General features: G+C 72.9%; 18 protein-coding genes. 13 read left to right on the top strand and 5 right to left on the bottom strand.

What is annotated here, in order from left to right:
- Window positions 1-111 precede the first annotated feature (111 nt).
- Window positions 112-1,470, top strand: a complete 1,359-nt coding sequence (locus tag OG392_RS35850; protein WP_443055121.1) for an MFS transporter — start codon at window positions 112-114, stop codon at window positions 1,468-1,470.
- Between the two features lie 252 nt (window positions 1,471-1,722).
- Here the strand turns inward: OG392_RS35850 and OG392_RS35845 are convergent, their stop codons facing one another.
- Window positions 1,723-2,169, bottom strand: coding sequence for an anthrone oxygenase family protein (locus OG392_RS35845; RefSeq protein ID WP_329286545.1), 447 nt, complete (start codon window positions 2,167-2,169; stop codon window positions 1,723-1,725).
- Window positions 2,170-2,260: 91 nt separating this feature from the next.
- On the opposite strand from OG392_RS35845, the gene OG392_RS35840 reads away from it, so the two are divergent.
- Entirely contained in the window at window positions 2,261-2,839 is a 579-nt protein-coding gene (locus tag OG392_RS35840) for a TetR/AcrR family transcriptional regulator (protein WP_329286544.1), read from the top strand.
- Between the two features lie 162 nt (window positions 2,840-3,001).
- Here the strand turns inward: OG392_RS35840 and OG392_RS35835 are convergent, their stop codons facing one another.
- Together OG392_RS35835 and OG392_RS35830 are read right to left on the bottom strand one after the other, a co-directional pair.
- Window positions 3,002-4,309 (bottom strand): ATP-binding protein, encoded by a 1,308-nt coding sequence (locus OG392_RS35835; RefSeq protein ID WP_329286543.1) that lies wholly within the window; start codon window positions 4,307-4,309, stop codon window positions 3,002-3,004.
- Window positions 4,306-4,965 carry a response regulator transcription factor gene (locus tag OG392_RS35830; protein WP_329286542.1) on the bottom strand — a complete coding sequence of 220 codons (660 nt, stop codon included), beginning with the start codon at window positions 4,963-4,965 and terminating at the stop codon, window positions 4,306-4,308. Before OG392_RS35830 ends, OG392_RS35835 begins: the two co-directional genes overlap by 4 nt.
- A gap of 89 nt (window positions 4,966-5,054) precedes the next feature.
- Here OG392_RS35830 and OG392_RS35825 point away from each other — a divergent pair, with 89 nt between their 5' ends.
- The 7 genes from OG392_RS35825 to OG392_RS35790 all read left to right on the top strand — a co-directional run bounded on the left by OG392_RS35825 (window position 5,055) and on the right by OG392_RS35790 (window position 11,902).
- Window positions 5,055-5,567 carry a hypothetical protein gene (locus OG392_RS35825; protein WP_329286541.1) on the top strand — a complete coding sequence of 171 codons (513 nt, stop codon included), beginning with the start codon at window positions 5,055-5,057 and terminating at the stop codon, window positions 5,565-5,567.
- A complete protein-coding gene (locus tag OG392_RS35820; protein ID WP_329286540.1) occupies window positions 5,564-6,658 on the top strand; it encodes a peptidoglycan-binding protein in 1,095 nt (364 codons plus the stop codon). Before OG392_RS35825 ends, OG392_RS35820 begins: the two co-directional genes overlap by 4 nt.
- Complete coding sequence (locus OG392_RS35815) at window positions 6,655-7,536, top strand: ABC transporter ATP-binding protein (RefSeq protein WP_329286539.1); 882 nt, start codon at window positions 6,655-6,657, stop codon at window positions 7,534-7,536. Before OG392_RS35820 ends, OG392_RS35815 begins: the two co-directional genes overlap by 4 nt.
- Window positions 7,536-8,738 (top strand): ABC transporter permease, encoded by a 1,203-nt coding sequence (locus OG392_RS35810; protein WP_329286537.1) that lies wholly within the window; start codon window positions 7,536-7,538, stop codon window positions 8,736-8,738. Before OG392_RS35815 ends, OG392_RS35810 begins: the two co-directional genes overlap by 1 nt.
- Window positions 8,739-9,044: 306 nt before the next feature.
- Window positions 9,045-9,884, top strand: coding sequence for a class I SAM-dependent methyltransferase (locus tag OG392_RS35805; RefSeq protein ID WP_329286535.1), 840 nt, complete (start codon window positions 9,045-9,047; stop codon window positions 9,882-9,884).
- Between the two features lie 73 nt (window positions 9,885-9,957).
- Window positions 9,958-10,866 (top strand): ADP-ribosylglycohydrolase family protein, encoded by a 909-nt coding sequence (locus tag OG392_RS35800; protein WP_329286534.1) that lies wholly within the window; start codon window positions 9,958-9,960, stop codon window positions 10,864-10,866.
- Between the two features lie 838 nt (window positions 10,867-11,704).
- A complete protein-coding gene (locus OG392_RS35790; RefSeq protein WP_329286532.1) occupies window positions 11,705-11,902 on the top strand; it encodes a hypothetical protein in 198 nt (65 codons plus the stop codon).
- 7 nt (window positions 11,903-11,909) lie between these two features.
- On the opposite strand, the gene OG392_RS35785 is transcribed toward OG392_RS35790, so the two are convergent.
- Complete coding sequence (locus tag OG392_RS35785) at window positions 11,910-12,674, bottom strand: GntR family transcriptional regulator (protein ID WP_329286530.1); 765 nt, start codon at window positions 12,672-12,674, stop codon at window positions 11,910-11,912.
- Window positions 12,675-12,709: 35 nt separating this feature from the next.
- A complete protein-coding gene (locus OG392_RS35780) occupies window positions 12,710-13,477 on the bottom strand; it encodes a GntR family transcriptional regulator (RefSeq protein WP_329286529.1) in 768 nt (255 codons plus the stop codon).
- A gap of 180 nt (window positions 13,478-13,657) precedes the next feature.
- Between OG392_RS35780 and OG392_RS35775 the strand changes: the two genes are divergently transcribed.
- The 4 genes from OG392_RS35775 to OG392_RS35760 all read left to right on the top strand — a co-directional run bounded on the left by OG392_RS35775 (window position 13,658) and on the right by OG392_RS35760 (window position 18,320).
- Window positions 13,658-14,917 (top strand): extracellular solute-binding protein, encoded by a 1,260-nt coding sequence (locus tag OG392_RS35775; protein ID WP_329286528.1) that lies wholly within the window; start codon window positions 13,658-13,660, stop codon window positions 14,915-14,917.
- Between the two features lie 197 nt (window positions 14,918-15,114).
- Complete coding sequence (locus tag OG392_RS35770) at window positions 15,115-15,975, top strand: carbohydrate ABC transporter permease (protein ID WP_329287659.1); 861 nt, start codon at window positions 15,115-15,117, stop codon at window positions 15,973-15,975.
- A complete protein-coding gene (locus OG392_RS35765; RefSeq protein ID WP_329286526.1) occupies window positions 15,972-16,805 on the top strand; it encodes a carbohydrate ABC transporter permease in 834 nt (277 codons plus the stop codon). Before OG392_RS35770 ends, OG392_RS35765 begins: the two co-directional genes overlap by 4 nt.
- A gap of 9 nt (window positions 16,806-16,814) precedes the next feature.
- Window positions 16,815-18,320 carry a beta-N-acetylhexosaminidase gene (locus OG392_RS35760; RefSeq protein WP_329286525.1) on the top strand — a complete coding sequence of 502 codons (1,506 nt, stop codon included), beginning with the start codon at window positions 16,815-16,817 and terminating at the stop codon, window positions 18,318-18,320.
- Window positions 18,321-18,331: the final 11 nt, after the last annotated feature.

The raw sequence follows: 18,331 nt of genomic DNA, 5'->3' as shown, positions 1-18,331 counted from the left end.
CACCGGGCAGGAGTGCCGCGTTCGAAGGGTACTGTAATGGCAATCATTTTCATTAACGACCCCGGGGGCGGCTCATCGCACCGCTCCCCCACGTACGAGGAGCAGCACACCGTGGCCACCCCGCCCTCACCGACAGCGATCAAGTCGCCTCCCCCAGCGCCGCGTTCGGTTCTCCGCGACCCCGCCTTCCTGCGCCTGTGGGCGGGCACCACCGCGTCCGGCCTCGCGACCTGGGCCCTCCCCTTCGTCCTCGGACTCGCCGTACTCCACCGCGACCTCGGCGCCGCGGGACTCGGTCTCGTCCTCGCCGCCCGCACCGCCGGATTCCTCGCCGCCGTCACCGTCGGCGGCGTGCTCGCCGACCGGCACTCCCGCCGCGCGGTCGTTCTCTGGTCCTCACTCGCGGCGGCCGCCGCCGCACCCCTGCTCGCCGCGGGCCTCGGCCGGTCGCTCGCCCTGATGACATGCGCCGCGGCCCTGGCCGGCGCCGGACAGGGCGCCTGCCGACCGGCGTTCCAGGCACTCACGGCGGAGACCGTGGAAGCCGGGCGACGCCAGCAGGCCAACGCCGCCATGACCATGGCCGTCCGCGGTTCCACGCTGGCCGGACCGGCCCTCACAGCGCTGCTCGCGGCGTTCCTGGACGTCCGTACGCTGCTGCTCGGCATCGGAGCGCTCTGGCTGGTCGCCGCGTTCGCCCCGAGCGGCGTGGCGACAAGGGCGAGGGAGGCGGAGCCGGGTACGGCGGCCGGCGTCCGGCCGAGCTCGGCGGAGGCGGAGCCCGACGTGGCGGCGACCGCTGGGTCCGGCTCGGGCCCGTCCCCGCGCACCGGGTTCCGCACCGAATTCCTGGAGGGCATACGGGAGGCGCGCCGCCACCCGTGGTTCCTCGCCGGACTCGGCGCCCTCGTCGCCGTCATCGCGCTCGGCTATTCGGCCACGAGCGTCGCGTTGCCGCTGATCAGCCGGGACCGCTACGGCACCGAGTGGGTTCTCGCCGCGGCGATGACCGCGTACACCGTGGGCGCGCTCGGCGGGGCTCTCGTGATCGCCCGCCTGCGTCCACGCTCACAGGGCTGGGCCGCGCTGGCCGGGCTGGGCGCGTACGGTGCGGCGCCGTTGAGCCTGATGCTGCCGGTGCACCCGGTCGTGGTGGTCGCGGCGTACGCCGTCGCCGGAATCGGCATCGAGTTGTTCAACGTGCCCTGGTTCACCGCCACCCAGCGCGAGGTCGCGCCGGACAAACTGGCGAGGGTCTCGTCACTGGACTTCCTGGTGTCCTACGGCCTCGCGCCCATCGGCCTCGCCCTGATCGCGCCCGCCATCGACCGCTTCGGCGTCACCCCGGTCCTCGCGGCGTGTGCCGCCGCCTGCTTCCTCGTACCGGCCGCCGCGGCGCTGGTCCCCACGGCCCGTCACTTCGCCCGCACGGCCCCGCCGGAGGCACGTACCGACCGCTCGACCGGCTGAGGGAGCGACCGGCGGCCGGGCCCGCCGACCGCACGGCGTCCGGGGTCGTGGAGTGCGGCCCCGGACGTCTCCCCGCGTGGCACCTCGTCGTCGGCACCCACCACGGCCGCGTCGACGGCTGGACCAGCCGCGCCCGCGTCTTCGGCATCCGTGTGGCGCGGACGGAGCCGCCCGGCCGGACTCGCCGGCAAGACGCTCGCCGCCGACTCCGACGCCCCGGTGCGCCACCGGCGCGGTGTCGGCACGGCGGGCTCAGCCGAGGGCGGTGGCCAGCAGGGCGAAGGCCCCGATGATGACGGCGACACGGACGTAGTGGAAGCGGTCCCAGCGGTTCTGCTGCTCCTTCCAGTCCTTGGGCCGGTTGTCGGGGGTCCACGTCTTGCCGCGGTTGTTGATCGGGACGAGCAGCAGGACCGACATGATCACGCTGAGGATCAGCAGCGCGCCGGCGGTGACGACGAGACCCGCTCCGGGGTTGCGCCATCCCGCGACGGCCCAGACCGCGACGAGGACGAGCGAGCCGATGTACCAGAACGGCATCACGGCGCCGAGCATCCGGCCCCCGTGCGCCCGGCCGAGTATGCCGCTGTCCTCCGGGAGGGCGCCGAGGATCGGGTTGATGACGAAGGCGACGGCGAACTCCACCCCCACCATGAGGCCGACGACCACCGTGGTGAAGACCTCGAGTGCGTTGAGCATGATGACCCCTCTCAGGATCTAGCGCTGCTAGCTGATGGTGCAACGCTAGCGCTGCTGTCGCTCGATTGTCTAGCAGTGCTAGAATTCCTTCATGTCGGTACAGCAGCGCAAGGAACGCGAACGGGCGGACCGCGAGCGCCTCATCGTGACCACGGCCCGCGAACTCGCCGAGCAGCAGGGCTGGGACGCCGTCACCACCCGCAGGCTCGCCGAGCGCATCGAATACAGCCAGCCCGTCCTCTACAGCCATTTCCGCGGCAAGCGCGAGATCATCGGCGCCGTCGCCCTCCAGGGGGCCTCCGAGATGGCCGCTGCCCTGCGGGCCGCGACCTCCGCCACGGACGACCCCCGGGACCGGGTCGCCGCACTCGCCCGCACGTACCTCGACTTCGCCGAGCGCAACCCGGCGGTCTACGACGCCATGTTCCAGCTCGACGGCGGCCTCGCATTCGCCCACGAGGACACCCCGGAGCCACTCAAGGACGCCTTCGCCGCCCTGCTGGAGAGCCTCGGCGCGGTCGCCGGGGACGGCGTCCACCCGGGGCTGTTCACCGAGACGTTCTGGGCGTCCCTGCACGGGCTGGCCACCCTGACCCGCGCGGGACGGCTGCCGGCGGAGCACACCGAGTGGAGAGTGGAACTCCTGGTGGACCGGCTCGCCGTCGCCTGACACGCCGTCCGAAAGGCTGCAAGACCTTGAGCCGCGGCCCTGTGCGCCCAGGACGAGGCCGAGGTCGAACGGGATCCGCCGGTCGACGAGTCCGGCCGCGTCGGTCCCTTCCGCCCTGGCGATGTGACGTCGGTCAAGCGCGTCCGCGCCCCGGGCGGTCGGTCAAGCGCGTCCGCGCCCTGGGCGGTCGCCGTCCCGCCGCGCACCGCCGAACCGCACCCGCACGGTCAGGCCGCCGCCGTCCGGGTTAGGGAACGCCTCCGTCGTCGCGCCGTGGGCCCGGGCGATCGACTCGACGATCGAGAGGCCGAGGCCCGCGCCCTCGCCGGGGGCATGGGTGCGTGCCGTCAGGCGGCGGAAGGGCTCGAAGAGCAGCGGGACCGTCTCGGGCGGAACCTCGGGGCCGGTGTTCGACACCTCGACGCCTCGCGGGCCCGTCCGGACCTCGACCCGGCCGCCGGGGACGTTGTGCCGTACACCGTTCACGACCAGGTTGTGCACCAGGCGGTCGAGGAGCACGGCGTCGCCGTCGACCGTCAGGGGCAGGGCCCGTACCGACAGCGTCACCTGGTGTTCCGCGGCCTCCGTCGCCAGCGCGTCCGCCGCCTGGCGGGCGATCTCGTGCACGGCCACCGGGCGTCGCTCCCGGAGTCCCTGGTCGGAGGCGGCGAGGAGCAGGAGGCCCTCGATGATCCGCTCGCTGTCGTCCGCGACCTCGATCAGCTTCGCCCGGATGCGGGTGACGCGCTCCGGAGAGGGGTCCCCGGCGAGCCCGATCTCGGCTGCCGCGCGCTGCACGGCCACCGGTGTGCGCAGTTCGTGTGCGGCGTTCGCCGCGAACCGCTGCTGGGCGGAGACCAGCCCCTCCATCCGGCCGAGCATCCCGTCGAAGGTGTCGGCGAGCCGCTTCAGCTCGCCGGGCGGCCCGTCGAGCGCGATCCTCTCGTGCAGGTTCTCGCCCGACAGCCTGCGGGCCGTCTCCGTGATCACGGCAACCGGCCGGAGCACCCGGCCGGCCATCCACCACGCGAGCACGACGGAGAGCACCGCGTACACGAGGAGCACGATCAACGACACCGTGAGAAGCCGCTCCAGCGCCGCCGACTCCGCCGCGCCGCTGACCGACCGCGTGATCGCGAGCACTTCGCTGGGCAGCTCGGACGCGGCGCTCGGGGCGGGGCTCGCGGGGACCGGGCCCACCGGGTGGGCCGTGGCGGGAAACGGACTGGCCGGGGCGGCGCTGGTCAGCGCGGTCGGATGCGTGCTGGGCAGTTCCTCCAGCCTCTTCGCCGGTACGGTCCCGGTGACGGCCAGACTGATCGACGAGTAGAGGCCCTCCTTGACGAGGAAGTACACGACTCCCGTCAGCAGCGCGCCCGCGAGCAGCAGCAGGCCGCCGTACAGGCCGGTCAGCCGGGCCCGCTCCCCCGTCACGACCCGCTTCGGGAGACGCCCCACGAACCGCTTCATGACCCGATCCGGTAGCCCGAGCCCGGGACCGTCTCCACCACCGGAGGCTCACCGAGCTTCGCGCGCAGCTTGCTCAGCGTGACCCGTACGGCGTTCGTGCGGTAGCTGGTGTGCTCCTCCCAGACCTGCTCGATCAGGTCCTCGCCGCTGACCACGGCGCCCTCGGCGCGCAGCAGGGCCTCCAGGACGGCGAACTCCTTCCGCGACAGCTGCAGATGGCGGCCGTCCCGGCTGACCTGACGGCGGGCGGTGTCCAGGACGACCCCCGCCCGCTCCAGCACGGGCGGCAGGGCGGGCCGGGCCCGCCGGCCGAGCGCCAGGACGCGGGCGAGCAGCTCGTCGTACGCGAAGGGCTTGGCCAGGTAGTCGTCGGCGCCGAGGCCGAGTCCCTCGACCCGGTCCCGTACCGTTCCCGCCGCCGTCAGCATCAGCACCCGGGTCATCAGCCGCTGTTCGACCACGCGGCGGCAGACGTCGTCACCGTGCATCCCGGGCAGGTCCCGGTCCAGGACGAGCACGTCGTACTCCCCCAGCTGCAGTTTCCGCAGTGCTTCGAGGCCGTCGGCCGCGATGTCCACGGCGAGCGCGTCGCGGCGCAGCCCCTCGGCGATCATCTCGGCGAGAAACGCCTCGTCCTCCACCACCAGTACGCGCATGGGTCCTGTGTATCCGAAAGCGACCTTTCGCCGGTGTAAACAAAACCGCTGAGGGAAACGAAACACCCCTTCGCGGCACGCTCCACGCCATGACGATTCGACGGATCACCCGGGCCGCCGCCGCCACCTCCCTGGCCGCCGCCCTCACCCTGCTCGCCACCGCCTGCGCGGCGGGCTCGGACTCGGGCGGCGACGGGAGCGGACAGAAGGACGGGAGCGTGAGCGACGAGGGCAAGAAGGCCGACCAGGCCTTCGCGCATCGCAAGTGCCTGCGCGAGCAGGGACTCGACGTGCCCGAGCCGAAGCCGGGCGAGCAGGGCGTCGGACTCACCATCGGTGGTGACGGCATGTCGAAGGAGAAGATGGAGAAGGCGTTCAAGGCCTGCAAGGACAAGGCCGGCGGCGCCGGTTTCGGCAAGGAGCCGACGCAGGCCGACAAGGACAAGGCGCTCGCATACGCGAAGTGCATGCGGAAGAACGGCTTCAACATGCCCGACCCCACGTTCGACGGCGGGGCGCAGGCGGCCATGCCGATACCGCAGGGCGCGGAGAAGCAGAAGTTCGACAAGGCCGCCAAGGCCTGCGAGAGCGTGGCCCGATGAGCGAGCGCGAGCGGCCGATGGCCCGGCGCCGGCTGGTGCTCGCCCTCGCGGCGATCGTCGCCGTCGCGGGCGGCGGCGCGGCGGTCACCGCCGTGTCCGCGCCCGACAGGGCGGCCGACGGGTCAGGCGGTGCCGCCGACCCGAAGGGCCTGCCCGCCGCGACCGCTCCCGTCACCCGGGGCGACCTCAGCAACAGCTCCGCACAGGACGGCACCCTCGGCCACCTCGGCGAGCGGAAGATCAACGCGGGTCCCGCCGGGATCCTGACCTGGGTCGCGGCGACCGGCTCGGTCGTCAGGCGGGACGAGCGGCTGTACGAGGTCGAGGGCGGGCCGGTCCGCCTGATGTACGGCGCCGAGCCCATGTACCGGACGCTCAAGACCGGTGACAAGGGCAAGGACGTCCACCAGCTGGAGGAGAATCTCGCCGCCCTCGGCTACATCGGGTTCGACGTCGACGAGGAGTACACGGCGAAGACGGCCGCCGCAGTGAAGCGGTGGCAGAAGTCCCACGACCTCAAGCAGACCGGGACGATCGGCCCGGACCTGATCGCCTTCGCGGGCAGTGCGGTACGGGTGAAGGAGGCGGGCTCCGCGCCCGGCGACCGGATCACGCCCGGCGGGCCGGTGCTCACCGTCACCGGTTCCGAGCGGGTCGTCCGCTTCGACATCCCCGTGTCCGAGGCCGAGTCGGCGAAGACCGGGACCCGGGTGAAGGTCCGGCTGCCGGACGGTACGGAGCTTCCGGGAAGGGTGTCGGCCGTCGGGAAGACCGCGTCGGCGGGCGACGATCCGCAGGACAAGACGCCGAAGATCCCGGTCACGGTCTCCTTCGACCAGCCGGAGAAGGTCAAGGGCATCGACCAGTCCCCGGTCACCGTCGACCTCACCGGCGAGACGCGCCGGGACGTCCTGACCGTGCCCGTGAACGCGCTGCTCGCCCTGCCCGGCGGCGGATTCGGCGTCCAGGTCGTCGAGAACGGAACGGCCAGGGACCTGGAGGTCGAGCTCGGCATGTTCGGACAGGGCAGGGTCGAGGTCACCGGCGAGGGGCTGCGCGAGGGCATGAAGGTCGGGGTGCCGTCCGCATGACGACGACCTCGGCCATGAACGCGGGCGCGCCCCCGGCGCCCGGTCTGCCGTCGGCACCCGGTGCGCCGACGGCTCCGGGTGGCCCGCTGACGCCGGTCGTACGGCTCAGGGGCGTCACCAAGGAGTACGCGGGGGGTGTCCGTGCCCTCGACGGCGTCGATCTCACCATCGGGGAAGGAGAACTGCTCGGCATCGTCGGTCCGTCCGGATCCGGCAAGTCGACGCTGCTGCACATCGTCGGCACTCTGGACCGGCCGAGCGCCGGCACGGTCGAGATCGCCGGGCACGACATCGCCTCACTGTCGGACCGGAGGCTGTCGGCACTGCGCGCCCGCCGCATCGGCTTCGTCTTCCAGGCCTTCCATCTGGTGCCGGGAGTGGGGGCACTGGAGAACGTGGCCGAGGGGCTCCTGTACTCCGGCCTCCCCCGCGCACGGCGGCGCGCGCTGGCCGCCGAGGCGCTGGCCCGGGTGGGCCTCGCCGACCGGATGAAGCACCGGCCGCACGAGCTGTCGGGCGGGCAGAAGCAGCGCGTCGCCATCGCCCGCGCGGTGGTCGGCGAACCGGCCCTGCTGCTCGCCGACGAACCGACGGGCGCGCTGGACTCGACGTCCGGGGACGCGGTGATGACGCTCCTGCACGAACTCAACGCGGAGGGCGCGACGATCGCGGTCATCACGCACGACACGGAGATCGCGGGACGACTGCCGCGCCAGGTGCGGATCCGGGACGGGCGGGTGGTGGAGGACACGTCACTCACCTCCGGTGCCTCCGGCGGGGCCGGTGCGGCGGATGCGGCTGGCGGGTCGAGTACGTCCGGTGGAGCGGACGGGTCCGGTCCGTCCGGTCCGTCCGGCGACGGAAAGGTCGCGGCCTGATGCCCCGTACGAGGAAACTCACGACTGCTCGGCTCGGCCCGAGGGACGTCCTGCACGTCGGCTCGGCCGGGCTGCGGAGCCGGCCCGTCCGTGTGGTGCTCTCGGCCCTCGGCATCGCCATCGGGATCGCCACGATGATCGCGGTCGTGGGCATCTCCGCCTCCAGCCAGGCCCATGTGCTGCGCCGGCTCGACGCGCTCGGTACGAACATGCTGGTCGCCAGGCCGGGCGAGGGGATGTTCAGCGGGCAGGAGGTCAAGCTGCCGAAGGACGCCGTGGGGATGGTCGGCCGGATCGCGGGAGTGGAGGAGGCGGCCGGGACCGGGGACCTCATGAGTTCGGTGCGCCGTTCCGAGAAGATCCCGGAGGCCGAGACCGGCGGGATCGCGGTGAAGGCGGCGACGGAGGGCCTCCTCGACGTCCTCAGGGGCGGGCTCGCGTCCGGCACCTGGCTGAACGCCGCCACGGGACGCTACCCGTCCGTCGTCCTCGGCCATGTGGCCGCGGAACGGCTGGGGATCACCGGGCCGGGGCGGCAGGTCTGGATCGGCGACCGGTACTTCACGGTCATCGGCATCCTCGACCCGCTGCCGCTCGCGCCCGAGATCGAGCGTTCGGCACTGGTCGGCTGGGCGGGCGCGGAGCTGCTGCTGGGCTTCGACGGCCATCCGACGACGGTGTACGAGCGGTCCACCGACGCGTCCGTGGAGGACGTGCAGCGGCTGCTCGCCCCGACGATCGACCCGCAGAACCCGCAGAACGTGTCGGTCGGCGATCCGTCGTCGGCGCTCAAGGCCAAGGCGGCGACGGAGGGGGCGTTCTCCACGCTGCTCCTCGGGCTCGGTGGGATCGCGCTCCTGGTGGGTGGGGTCGGCGTCGCCAACACGATGATCATCTCCGTCCTCGAACGCCGCCACGAGATCGGCCTCCGCCGGTCGCTGGGGGCGACCAGGGGCCAGATCAGGATCCAGTTCGTGACGGAGTCCCTGATGCTGTCCGGCCTCGGCGGTCTCGCGGGGGTGGCGCTCGGCGGGGCGGCGACGGGGGTGTACGCCTCGACGGGCGGGCTGCCGTGGGTCGTTCCGCTGTGGGCGGTGGGCGGCGGCTTCGCGGCGACGCTCGCGATCGGCACGGTGGCGGGGCTGTACCCGGCGGTCCGGGCGTCCCGGCTGTCGCCGACGCTGGCGCTGGCGACGGCGTAGGAACAGCGGGACCCACGCGCGACGCGGTTGCGCCGCACTCCCCGGCCACGCGGCTCACTCCCGGGCCGCCCGCACGTCCCCGGCCGCCCGGCTCACCGCCGGGCGGCCGGGGACGTCGGCACGGACAGGTACCGCCCGGCCGCGGCCGTCGGCACACACAGGCACCGCCCGGGCCGTCCCCCCGTCCTTCTCGGGGCCTCGGCGCCCGACACGGTCCGGACCGGACGGCCCAGGGCCTGTCGTCACCCTCCCGTCGTCGCCCGCGGGGCAGACGGGAGTGTGACGACAGGCCCTAGCCTGCCCTGTATGCCCGACGACACCACGCGCGCCCTGCGCGACGACCGACCCGCGGAATCCCGGCGCCCGCGCCTGAGCCGGACGTTCGACGAGGACGCGGAGCTGTATGACCGGGTCAGACCGGGCTACCCGCCGGAGCTGTACGACGACCTCGCGGAGTCGGCCGGCATCCGCCCCGGCAGCCGGGTCCTGGAGATCGGCTGCGGAACCGGGCAGGCCACCGCGCCGCTGGCCGAGCGCGGCTGTCGGATCACGGCCGTCGAAGCGGGGCCGAGCATGGCCGCGGTCGCCCGCCGCAACCTGGCCGGGACCACGGGGGTGGAGGTCGTCACGGCGGACTTCGAGACCTGGCCTCTGCCGGAGGAGTCGTTCGACGTGGTCCTCGCGGCGACCTCCTTCCACTGGATCGACCCCGCGGTGCGGATGAGGAAGGCCGCCGAGGCGCTGCGTTCCGGCGGGGCGCTCGCCGTGGTGCGGACCCAGCATGTGCGCGGCGGCACCGAGGAGTTCTTCGCCGAGGTGCAGGGCTGTTACGAGCGCTTCGATCCGGACACGCCGCCCGGGACGCGGCCTCCGGAGGCCGCCGACGTCGACGGCTCGGACCACGCTCAGGAGGTCGCGCGGAGCGGGGCGTTCGGGCCCACGGTCTTCCGTCGCCACGAGCGGGACATCACGTATTCCACGTCCGCTTACCTGGAGCTGCTGCGGACCTACTCCGGACACCGGGCCCTTCCGGAAGCCGCCAGGAACGGACTGCTCGGATGCGTGGCGGAGCTGATCGACGGGCGGTACGACGGGCGGGTGACCAAGCGGTATCTCCTCGAACTGGCGGTGGCGCACCGGCGGTGAGCCTTTCCCCGAGGGACCGGGAGGCCAGGAAAACGCGGTGCCGAAGGCGGCGGGCCGCTGTGATACTCGTCCGATGATCAACGTTCCCGCCGCTGTCCTCGACTCGTTGCACGGGCTCGCCTTCGGCGACGCCTTCGGTGACCGATGGTTCGGCGTCCTGCGCCGGGAGGGTCCGGCGGCCCTGGAGGCGCGGACGCTGCCGCCGGAGTCGCCGTGGCGGTGGACCGACGACACCGCCCAGGCGCTCGTGCTCGTCCGGGAGCTCGCCGACGGTGGCGGCAGCGTCGACCAGGACCGTCTCGCCCGGGGCTTCGCGGCGGCCTACGCCGCTGACACGCACCGCGGGTACGGCGCTTCGATGCACGACGTGCTCCGGCGGATCGGAGCGGGCGAGCCCTGGCGGGAGGTGGTCGCCGGACAGTTCGGCGGCCAGGGTTCCTGGGGCAACGGCGCGGCCATGCGCGTCGCCCCGCTCGGCGCCTGGCACGCCGCCGATCTCGATGTCGTCGCCGAGCAGGCGGCCCGTCAGAGCGAGGTGTCGCACCACCATCCGGAGGCGGTGGCCGGGGCCGTGGGGGTCGCTCTCGCCGCGGCGCTGGCGACGCGCAGCCGCGGCGGACCCGCTCCGGGGCGGCCGGATCTCCTCCGGGCGGTCGCCGATCGTCTCCCCGACAGCGACGTCCGCTCGGGTGTGCGGATCGCGGCCCGGATGCCCGGGGGCACCTCGGTCCGGCACGCCGCGGAGGTCCTGGGGTCCGGCTACCGGATGTCCGGACCCGACACCGTTCCCTTCGCGCTGTGGTGTGCGGCCGGGCACCTCGACGACCTGCACGAGGGCCTGTGGGTCACGGTCGGCGGGCGCGGGGACATCGACACCACCTGTGCCGTCGCGGGCGGGGTGATCGCCGCGCGAACGGGCGTCGCCACCCTCCCGGCAGCCTGGCGCGCGGCCCGTGAACCACTGCCGCGGCTCGTCCCGTGACGGCGGGACCCGACGGTCCGGTACCGCGTCAGGTGAAGATCCTGGACACGCCCGCCCTGCTCGCGCTGGAGGAGCGGGCTCGGGATCTCAGGCTCGACCAGCGGCTGGATCCCGCATGGGTCGAGGCGCACGCGGCGTCCGACGGAGCGCACTACCTGTGGCCGGCCCTGTGGAACAGCACACCCCATCGCCCGGACGTTCCGCGGCAGTTGCGCTGCGAGCTGCTGCTCGCGCTGCGCGACGGGCAGCATGTGATGAGTCTGCTCGACCTGCTGCCGGACGACTTCGCGCCTCTGCCGAGGGTGACGGACCGCGCCGAGGGGATGCGGGTCGATCGCCTCCTGGACGAGTCCCCGACGGTGCTGCAGTGGATGTCGCGCGACGGCGCTCGCGGGCCGGGTCCTCCACGCGCCGGCTCGGCTTCGCCGACGAGGACCTCGGCGGGGCCCGAGGCGCCGACCGGTGGACGCGATCGTCGCGTACGGCGACACCGACGCCGCCGTGCGACGTGTGCGGCAGCGCCTCGACGCCGGGGCCGACCACGTCTGCCTGCAGGTGCTGACGGCCGACCCGACCGCGCTGCCGGAGCGCGAGTGGCGCGAGCCCGCCTCCGCACCGGTGCCGGGCTCGGGTCCCGACCCCACCGCGACGGCGGGTCGGGCGGGCGTGAGGCCTCCCGGCCCGGGCCGTGTCCCGCCGGCCGGGTACGCCCGCTCGGACGACATGGTGAATTCCGGGAGCGCGCACGGTGGGGACCCTCGCCATCTCCGTACCGAGGGCGCTCCGTTTAGCCCGTTTCGGGTGATTTCATCCAGGCCTTCGCCTCGTTGATCACCACATGAAGCAGCTCGGACGACGTCGCTGGATCTGGTCCCCCATCACCTCCTGGCAGGCCAGGAGGCTCTCCCGGGTGTCCGGGGTGAGTCACGACGAGGCGTGGGTCAGGATCCGGCTGACCACGCATCCCGAGGAGTCCCACCTCGCCCTCACCCGTGACGTGCTCGCCCGGGTCCTGCTCACCCGGCGCACCGGATGAGCCGGCGTCACTCGACCGTCCCCCACCACGTCCCGCCCCGCGCCGCGTCCGCCGCCGGGTCGCCGGGCGGGCCGTCGCCGAGGGCGAGGCGGGAGACGATGCGGTAGCGGTCGCCCCGGTAGAGGGAGCGGACGTACTCGACGGGTCTGGCGTCCGTGTCGGAGGTGATCCGGTCGAAGAGGAGGGCGGGCGACAGGACCGGCACGTCGAGCAGGGCCGCTTCCTCCTCGCTCAGGACGGTCGGCTCGATCGACTGCACCGCGTGGGCCGGCCGGATGCCGCGTCGCTCCCGCAGGTGCGCGTAGAAGCCGCCCTCCATGTCGGCGGCGGTGAGTCCGGGGACCAGGTCGGCCGGGACGTGGAGGTGTTCGAGGGCGATCGGGGCGCCGTCGACGTGCCGGAGGCGGGTCACGTGGACGAGCTCCGCCGCCGGGGAGATCGCCAGTCTGCGGCCGATCCGGGCGCCGGCCCGGACGGTGCGGAGCTCGAGCACCGTGCTCGTCCAGTCGCCGCGGCTCCGGGGGGCGCCGGCCGCCCGGTGCTCGGCGACCAGCTCCTGGGTGATCTTGTCCGGTGCGACGAACATGCCGCGGCCGTGCTCCCGCACCAGCAGGCCCGTGGCGACGAGTTCGTCGACGGCCGCGCGCAGGGTGGGCCGGGAGACTCCGAGGGTGGCGCAGAGGGTGCGTTCGGACGGGATGGCGTCGCCGGGACGGCGGCTCTCGATCACGGTCAGCAGATGCTCCCGTACGCGCTCCCGCTTCAGCTCCATGCCGTCCACTCCCCCGTGCGCCGTTCCGCTGCCGGTCAGTATGCATCCCCCTCCGTCGAGGAGGTCACGAGACCGTCGCGGGTGAAGTCGAGGCGGGAGACGATGCGGTAGCGGTCACCCCGGTAGACCGAGTGGACGTACTCGACGGGGCGGCCCGCGGTGTCGAGGGTGAGGCGTTCGATCAGGAGGGCCGGCGAGAGAACCGGGACGTCGAGGAGCGCGGCCTCGTCCTCGCTGACGACCGTCGGTTCGATCGACTGGGTGGCCTCCTGGACGTGGACCCGGTGGTGCTCGCGCAGATGGTCGTAGAGGTCGCCCGCTTCGAGCTCCTCCGGGGTGAGCGTGGCGCCCACCAGGTCCGCCGGGATGTGGAGGTGCTCGATGGCCATGGGCGAGCCGTCGACCAGGCGGAGGCGGGCGACGTAGAGCAGTTCGGCGGCGGGCGAGAGACGGAGTCTGCGGCCGATGCGGGCGCCGGCCCGGACGGTGGCGGATTCCAGGACGGTGCTGGACCAGCTGCCCGACGCGCGGGGCACGGTGAAGGCCGCGTCGTCCGGGGCGAGCCGCTGGGTGATCTTGGCGGGGGCGACGAACATGCCGCGCCCGTGCTCCCGCACCAGCGCGCCGGTCGCGACGAGTTCGTCGACAGCCGCGCGCAGGGTGGGCCGGGAGACGCCGAGGGTGGCGCAGAGGGTGCGCTCGGAGGGGATCGGGTCGCCGGGGCCGCCCGCCTCGATCAGGCCCAGCAGGTGCTCCCGTACCCGCTCCCTCTTCAGCACCCCGCTGGAGGAGCCGTCCTTCATGCCACCCACCCTCACCCTGACTGGTCAACTGGTAAGTCCGATACTAACCGCAGCCGTTGATCTGAGACCCGGTGAACAACCCATGTTTTTCAAGGGATTGACGGCTTCTCTCGACCGTGCCACCTTCTGGTCACACACCTGACCACTTGACCAATTGGTCAACCATTCATCGAGGTGCCCGTGAAGACTCGTCCCCTCGCCGGCTCCGTCGCGCTCGCGGCGACCGTCGCCCTCACCGCCACGGCCTGTGGCGGATCGGGCGACCCGGCAACCTCCGGCGGACCGGAGAAGGTCACCGTATGGATCATGAAGGACAGCGTCACCGACGCCTTCCTCGACCGCTTCCGCACCGGCTTCGAGGCGGAGCACAAGGACATCGACCTGGACATCCAGATCCAGGAGTGGGACGGCATCGGCGAGAAGGTCACGGCCGCCCTCGCCAGCAAGGACGCCCCGGACGTCATCGAGGTCGGCAACACCCAGATCGCCCAGTACGCGGCGAGCGGCGGCGTCCGCGACCTCAGTGACAGGACCGCCGAACTGAACGGCGCGGACTGGCTGCCGGGACTCGCCGAGCCGGGGAAGGTCGACGGCAAGCAGTACGGCATCCCCTGGTACGCGGCCAACCGGGTCGTGATCTACCACAAGGACCTGTTCGCCCGGGCGGGCGTGACCACGCCCCCGAAGACCCAGGCCGAGTGGCTCGCCGTCACCGCGAAGCTCAACCGGGGCAAGACCCAGGGCATCTACCTGCCCGGCCAGAACTGGTACACCCTCTCCGGCTTCGTCTGGGAGGAGGGCGGCGACCTCGCGGTCAAGGACGGCTCCACGTGGAAGGGGGCGCTCGACACCGCCCCGGCGCGCGCCGGCATGGACTTCTACCGGCAGCTCCAGGCCCTCGGCAAGGGCCCCAAGGACTCCGACGAGGCCAAGCCCCCGCAGGCCGAGGTGTTCGCGAAGGGCGAGGTCGCCCAGATCATCGCCGTACCCGGTGGCGCGAAGATCGTCGAGGAGATCAACCCCGCGCTCAAGGGCAGGCTCGGCTTCTTCCCGATCCCCGGCAAGACCGCGGGGAAGCCCGGCGCGGTCTTCACGGGCGGCTCCGACCTCATCGTGCCGGAGGCGTCGACCCACCCCGACGCCGCGTACGAGGTGGTCAAGGCGCTGGCGGGCGAGAAGTGGCAGACGGACATGGCGAGAACGATGAGTTACGTACCCAACCGGACCTCGCTCGCGCGGGTGATCCAGGACGACGCGGGGACGGCCGCCATGGCCGCCGGCGCGGCCCAGGGCCGGGCGACGCCGAACTCCCCGCAGTGGGCGGCCGTCGAGGCCACCAACCCGATCAAGCAGTACATGACCGCCGTGCTCACCGGTACCGATCCCGCGCGGGCGGCCGCGGCCGCCTCGCAGAGCATCACCAAGACCCTCGGCTCGTGAGACGGTCCGTGAGCCCACCCGTGGGCCGATCCGTGAAGCGGCTCGACAGCCCGCTGGAGGCACAGCCCGGCGCACGGTCCGACGCGCAGTCCGGCGGACGGCTCGACAGGCGGTTCGCCGGACGGCCGACGGGGCCCGCCGCCCGCCCGGCGGGCGGCGCCGGCCCGTCGGGGCGGGCGGCCTTCTGGCCCTACCTCCTGGTCGCCCCCACCGTCCTCGGCGGTCTGCTCCTCCTCGGATACCCCTTCGTCCGCAATCTGCTGATCTCCTTCCAGCAGTACGGACTGGGCGAACTCATCCGTGGTGAAGCCTCGTTCGTGGGGCTCCGCAACTACCGGACCGTGCTCGCCGACCCCGAGTTCTGGGAGGTCGTCCGGCGCACCTTCTGGTGGACCCTGGTCAACGTCGTCCTGATCATGGTGATCGGCACGCTGGTCGCCCTGATGATGCAGCGGCTCGGCCGGCGGATGCGGATCCTGGTGACCACGGGGCTGGTCCTGGCCTGGGCCAGCCCGGTCATCGCCACCACCACCGTCTTCCAGTGGCTCTTCGCCTCCCGGCTCGGGGTGGTCAACTGGGTGCTCGTACGGCTCGGGTTCGAGTCCTTCGAGGGGTACTCGTGGCTGGCGGACGGCCCCGCCGCCTTCACCGTCCTGGTCCTGCTGGTGGTCTGGCAGTCGGTGCCCTTCGCCGCGATCACCCTGCACTCGGCGCTGCTGACCGTCCCCACCGAACTGTACGAGTCGGCGCGGCTCGACGGAGCCGGGGGCTGGCGGATCTTCCGCTCGCTCACGCTCCCCCTGCTGCGCCCGATCTTCGGTCTCGTCCTCTGTCTGGAGGTCATCTGGGTCTTCCGCTGCTTCGCGCAGATCTGGGCGGTGACCAAGGGCGGGCCGGGCGAGGCGACGACCACCCTGCCCGTGTACGCCTACCGGGTGGCCCAGTCGCTGCACCGGTACGACCTGGGCGCGGCCGTGTCCACGCTGACCGTCCTGCTCCTCGTGGCCGTGCTGATCGCCTACTTCCGCCAGATGCTCCGACAGGAGGCCGACCGGTGACACCGCGCGTCCTGCGCCGACTCCCCCTGAACACCGCGGCGGCACTCGTCTTCGTCCTGGCCGTCTTCCCGGTGTACTGGATGGTCCTCACGGCCTTCCGGCCCACCCGCGACATCCAGTCCGAGACACCGCGGTTCCTGCCCGGCTCCGTCACCCTGGAGCACTTCCGGAACGCAGTGGCCGCCGACGGGTTCTGGATCTTCTGGCGCAACAGCCTGCTCGTGACCGCCGGTTGCGTCGTGCTCGCCCTCGTGGTGGCGCTCGCCGCGGCGTTCGCCGTCGCCCGGATGAACTGGCGCGGGCGGCGGGGCTTCATCCTCATGGTCTTCATCGCCCAGGTCGCCCCCTGGGAGGCGCTGTTGATCCCGATGTACGTGATCGCCCGGGACGCCGACCTGCTCGACCGGCTCGCGACGCTCAGCCTCATCTACTTCATGGTCACCCTGCCCTTCACCATCGTGACCCTCCGCTCCTTCCTCGCGGCGGTCCCGGCCGAGCTGGAGGAGGCGGCGCAGGTCGACGGCTGCACCCGCACCGCCGCGTTCCGCCGGGTGACGCTCCCGCTCCTCGCGCCCGGGCTGCTCGCGACCTCGCTCTTCGGCTTCATCACCGCCTGGAACGAGTTCGCCTTCGCCAACATGCTCATCATCAAGAACCAGGACGACCGGACGCTGCCCGTCTGGCTGTCGTCCTTCTCCAATGTCTTCGGCACCGACTGGGGCGCCACCATGGCCGCCTCCACCCTCTTCGCCCTGCCCGTCCTCGTCCTCTTCCTGGTCCTGCAGGGCCGGGTCGCCGCCGGAATGACCGGCGGAGCCGTGAAGGGATAACGCACCGCGATGCCTCAGCCCCGACTCGTTCCCGAACCCGCCCACCTCCAGCTCCTGCCCGGCACCTTCACCTTCGACGACTCGACCGCGCTCAAGGTCTCGCCGGGCGCCGACGGCGCGGCCGGACTCCTGCGCACCCTGCTCGGCCCCGCCACCGGCCTGCCGCTGCCGGCACGCGCGGACGGCTCCGTCGTCCTGGCGCTCGACCGCGCCCTCACCGGGCTCGGTGAGGAGGGGTACGGCCTCACCATCGGCACCGAAGGGGTGCTGCTGCGGGCCGCCCGCCCGCAGGGGCTCCTCGCAGGCGTCCAGACGCTCCGCCAGCTGCTGCCCGTCGAGGCCCTCCGCGCCGAACCCGTGGCCGGCGTCGCGTGGTCCGTGCCCTGCGCACAGATCACCGACACCCCCCGCTTCCCCTGGCGCGGCTCCATGCTGGACGTCGCCCGCCGCTTCCGGCCGGTCTCCTACCTCCGGCGGTACGTGGACCTCCTCGCCCTCCACAAGCTCAACGTCCTGCATCTCCATCTCACCGACGACCAGGGCTGGCGCATGCCGGTCGCCGCGCTCCCCCGGCTCACCGAGGTCGGCGGACTGCCGCACGGCGGTGCCTACACCCGTACGGAACTCACCGGCCTGGTGGCGTACGCGGCGGAGCGCGGTGTCACCGTCCTGCCCGAGATCGAGATGCCGGGGCATGTCCGGGCCGCGCTCGCCGCCTACCCCGAGCTCGGCAACCATTCGGGCCGCACCTACGACGTCTGGGACCGGTGGGGCGTGTGCGACACGATCCTCGGCGTCCACGACGGCGCGCTCGACTTCTGCCGCACCGTCCTGGACGAGGTGATGGACGTCTTCCCCTCCTCGTACGTGCACATCGGCGGCGAGGAGTGCCCCACGACGGAGTGGCACGACTCGGCCGCCGCGCGCCGCAGGGCGGCCGAGGAGGGGCTGCCGGGCCCGGCGGCCCTGCACGGCTGGTTCATGGAACGGATCGGCCGGCACCTCCTCGACGCGGGGCGGAAGCCGCTGAGCTGGACCGAGAACGGCGCCGACCTCCCGCCGTACTTCACCGTCATGCCCTGGCGCGACGCCGACCACGGCCGGACGGCCGTCCGCCGCGGGCACCGCGTCGTCATGGCGCCGCACCGCACCACCTATCTCGACTACCCGCAGTCGGCCAGCCCGGCCGAGCCGCCGGGGCAGGCCGGAGAGGTCGTCGATCTGCGCACCGTGCACGGCTACGAACCCGCTCCGGCGGACTGGAGTCCGGAGGAGGCGGCCCAGGTCCTCGGCTCCCAGGTGCAGTTGTGGACCGAGTACGTGCCCACCACCGCGCACGCCGAGTACCTCACGTTCCCCCGGCTCTGCGCGCTCGCCGAGGTCGTCTGGACCGGCCGTCACGACTGGCCGGGATTCCAGGAGCGTCTCCGCCACCACCGGACACGGCTCGACGCCCTCGGGGTGCCGCGACGTCTGCCGCCCGCGCCCGCACCCCTCCTCATCCCCGCCCCCTGACCCGCACCCGA

The organism is Streptomyces sp. NBC_00691, from assembly GCF_036226665.1.
In the GTDB taxonomy this organism is placed as follows: domain Bacteria; phylum Actinomycetota; class Actinomycetes; order Streptomycetales; family Streptomycetaceae; genus Streptomyces.
The sequence above is the reverse complement of the archived record's forward strand: the minus strand, read 5'-3'. Positions and strand labels throughout refer to the sequence as shown.

Excerpts from the sequence above, each read along its gene's own strand:
- OG392_RS35845 (WP_329286545.1), bottom strand. The coding sequence starts at position 2,169 with ATGCTCAACGCACTCGAGGTCTTCACCACGGTGGTCGTCGGCCTCATG.
- OG392_RS35840 (WP_329286544.1), top strand. The coding sequence starts at position 2,261 with ATGTCGGTACAGCAGCGCAAGGAACGCGAACGGGCGGACCGCGAGCGC.
- OG392_RS35835 (WP_329286543.1), bottom strand. The coding sequence starts at position 4,309 with ATGAAGCGGTTCGTGGGGCGTCTCCCGAAGCGGGTCGTGACGGGGGAG.
- OG392_RS35830 (WP_329286542.1), bottom strand. The coding sequence starts at position 4,965 with ATGCGCGTACTGGTGGTGGAGGACGAGGCGTTTCTCGCCGAGATGATC.
- OG392_RS35825 (WP_329286541.1), top strand. The coding sequence starts at position 5,055 with ATGACGATTCGACGGATCACCCGGGCCGCCGCCGCCACCTCCCTGGCC.
- OG392_RS35820 (WP_329286540.1), top strand. The coding sequence starts at position 5,564 with ATGAGCGAGCGCGAGCGGCCGATGGCCCGGCGCCGGCTGGTGCTCGCC.
- OG392_RS35815 (WP_329286539.1), top strand. The coding sequence starts at position 6,655 with ATGACGACGACCTCGGCCATGAACGCGGGCGCGCCCCCGGCGCCCGGT.
- OG392_RS35810 (WP_329286537.1), top strand. The coding sequence starts at position 7,536 with ATGCCCCGTACGAGGAAACTCACGACTGCTCGGCTCGGCCCGAGGGAC.
- OG392_RS35805 (WP_329286535.1), top strand. The coding sequence starts at position 9,045 with ATGCCCGACGACACCACGCGCGCCCTGCGCGACGACCGACCCGCGGAA.
- OG392_RS35800 (WP_329286534.1), top strand. The coding sequence starts at position 9,958 with ATGATCAACGTTCCCGCCGCTGTCCTCGACTCGTTGCACGGGCTCGCC.
- OG392_RS35790 (WP_329286532.1), top strand. The coding sequence starts at position 11,705 with ATGAAGCAGCTCGGACGACGTCGCTGGATCTGGTCCCCCATCACCTCC.
- OG392_RS35785 (WP_329286530.1), bottom strand. The coding sequence starts at position 12,674 with ATGGAGCTGAAGCGGGAGCGCGTACGGGAGCATCTGCTGACCGTGATC.
- OG392_RS35780 (WP_329286529.1), bottom strand. The coding sequence starts at position 13,477 with ATGAAGGACGGCTCCTCCAGCGGGGTGCTGAAGAGGGAGCGGGTACGG.
- OG392_RS35760 (WP_329286525.1), top strand. The coding sequence starts at position 16,815 with ATGCCTCAGCCCCGACTCGTTCCCGAACCCGCCCACCTCCAGCTCCTG.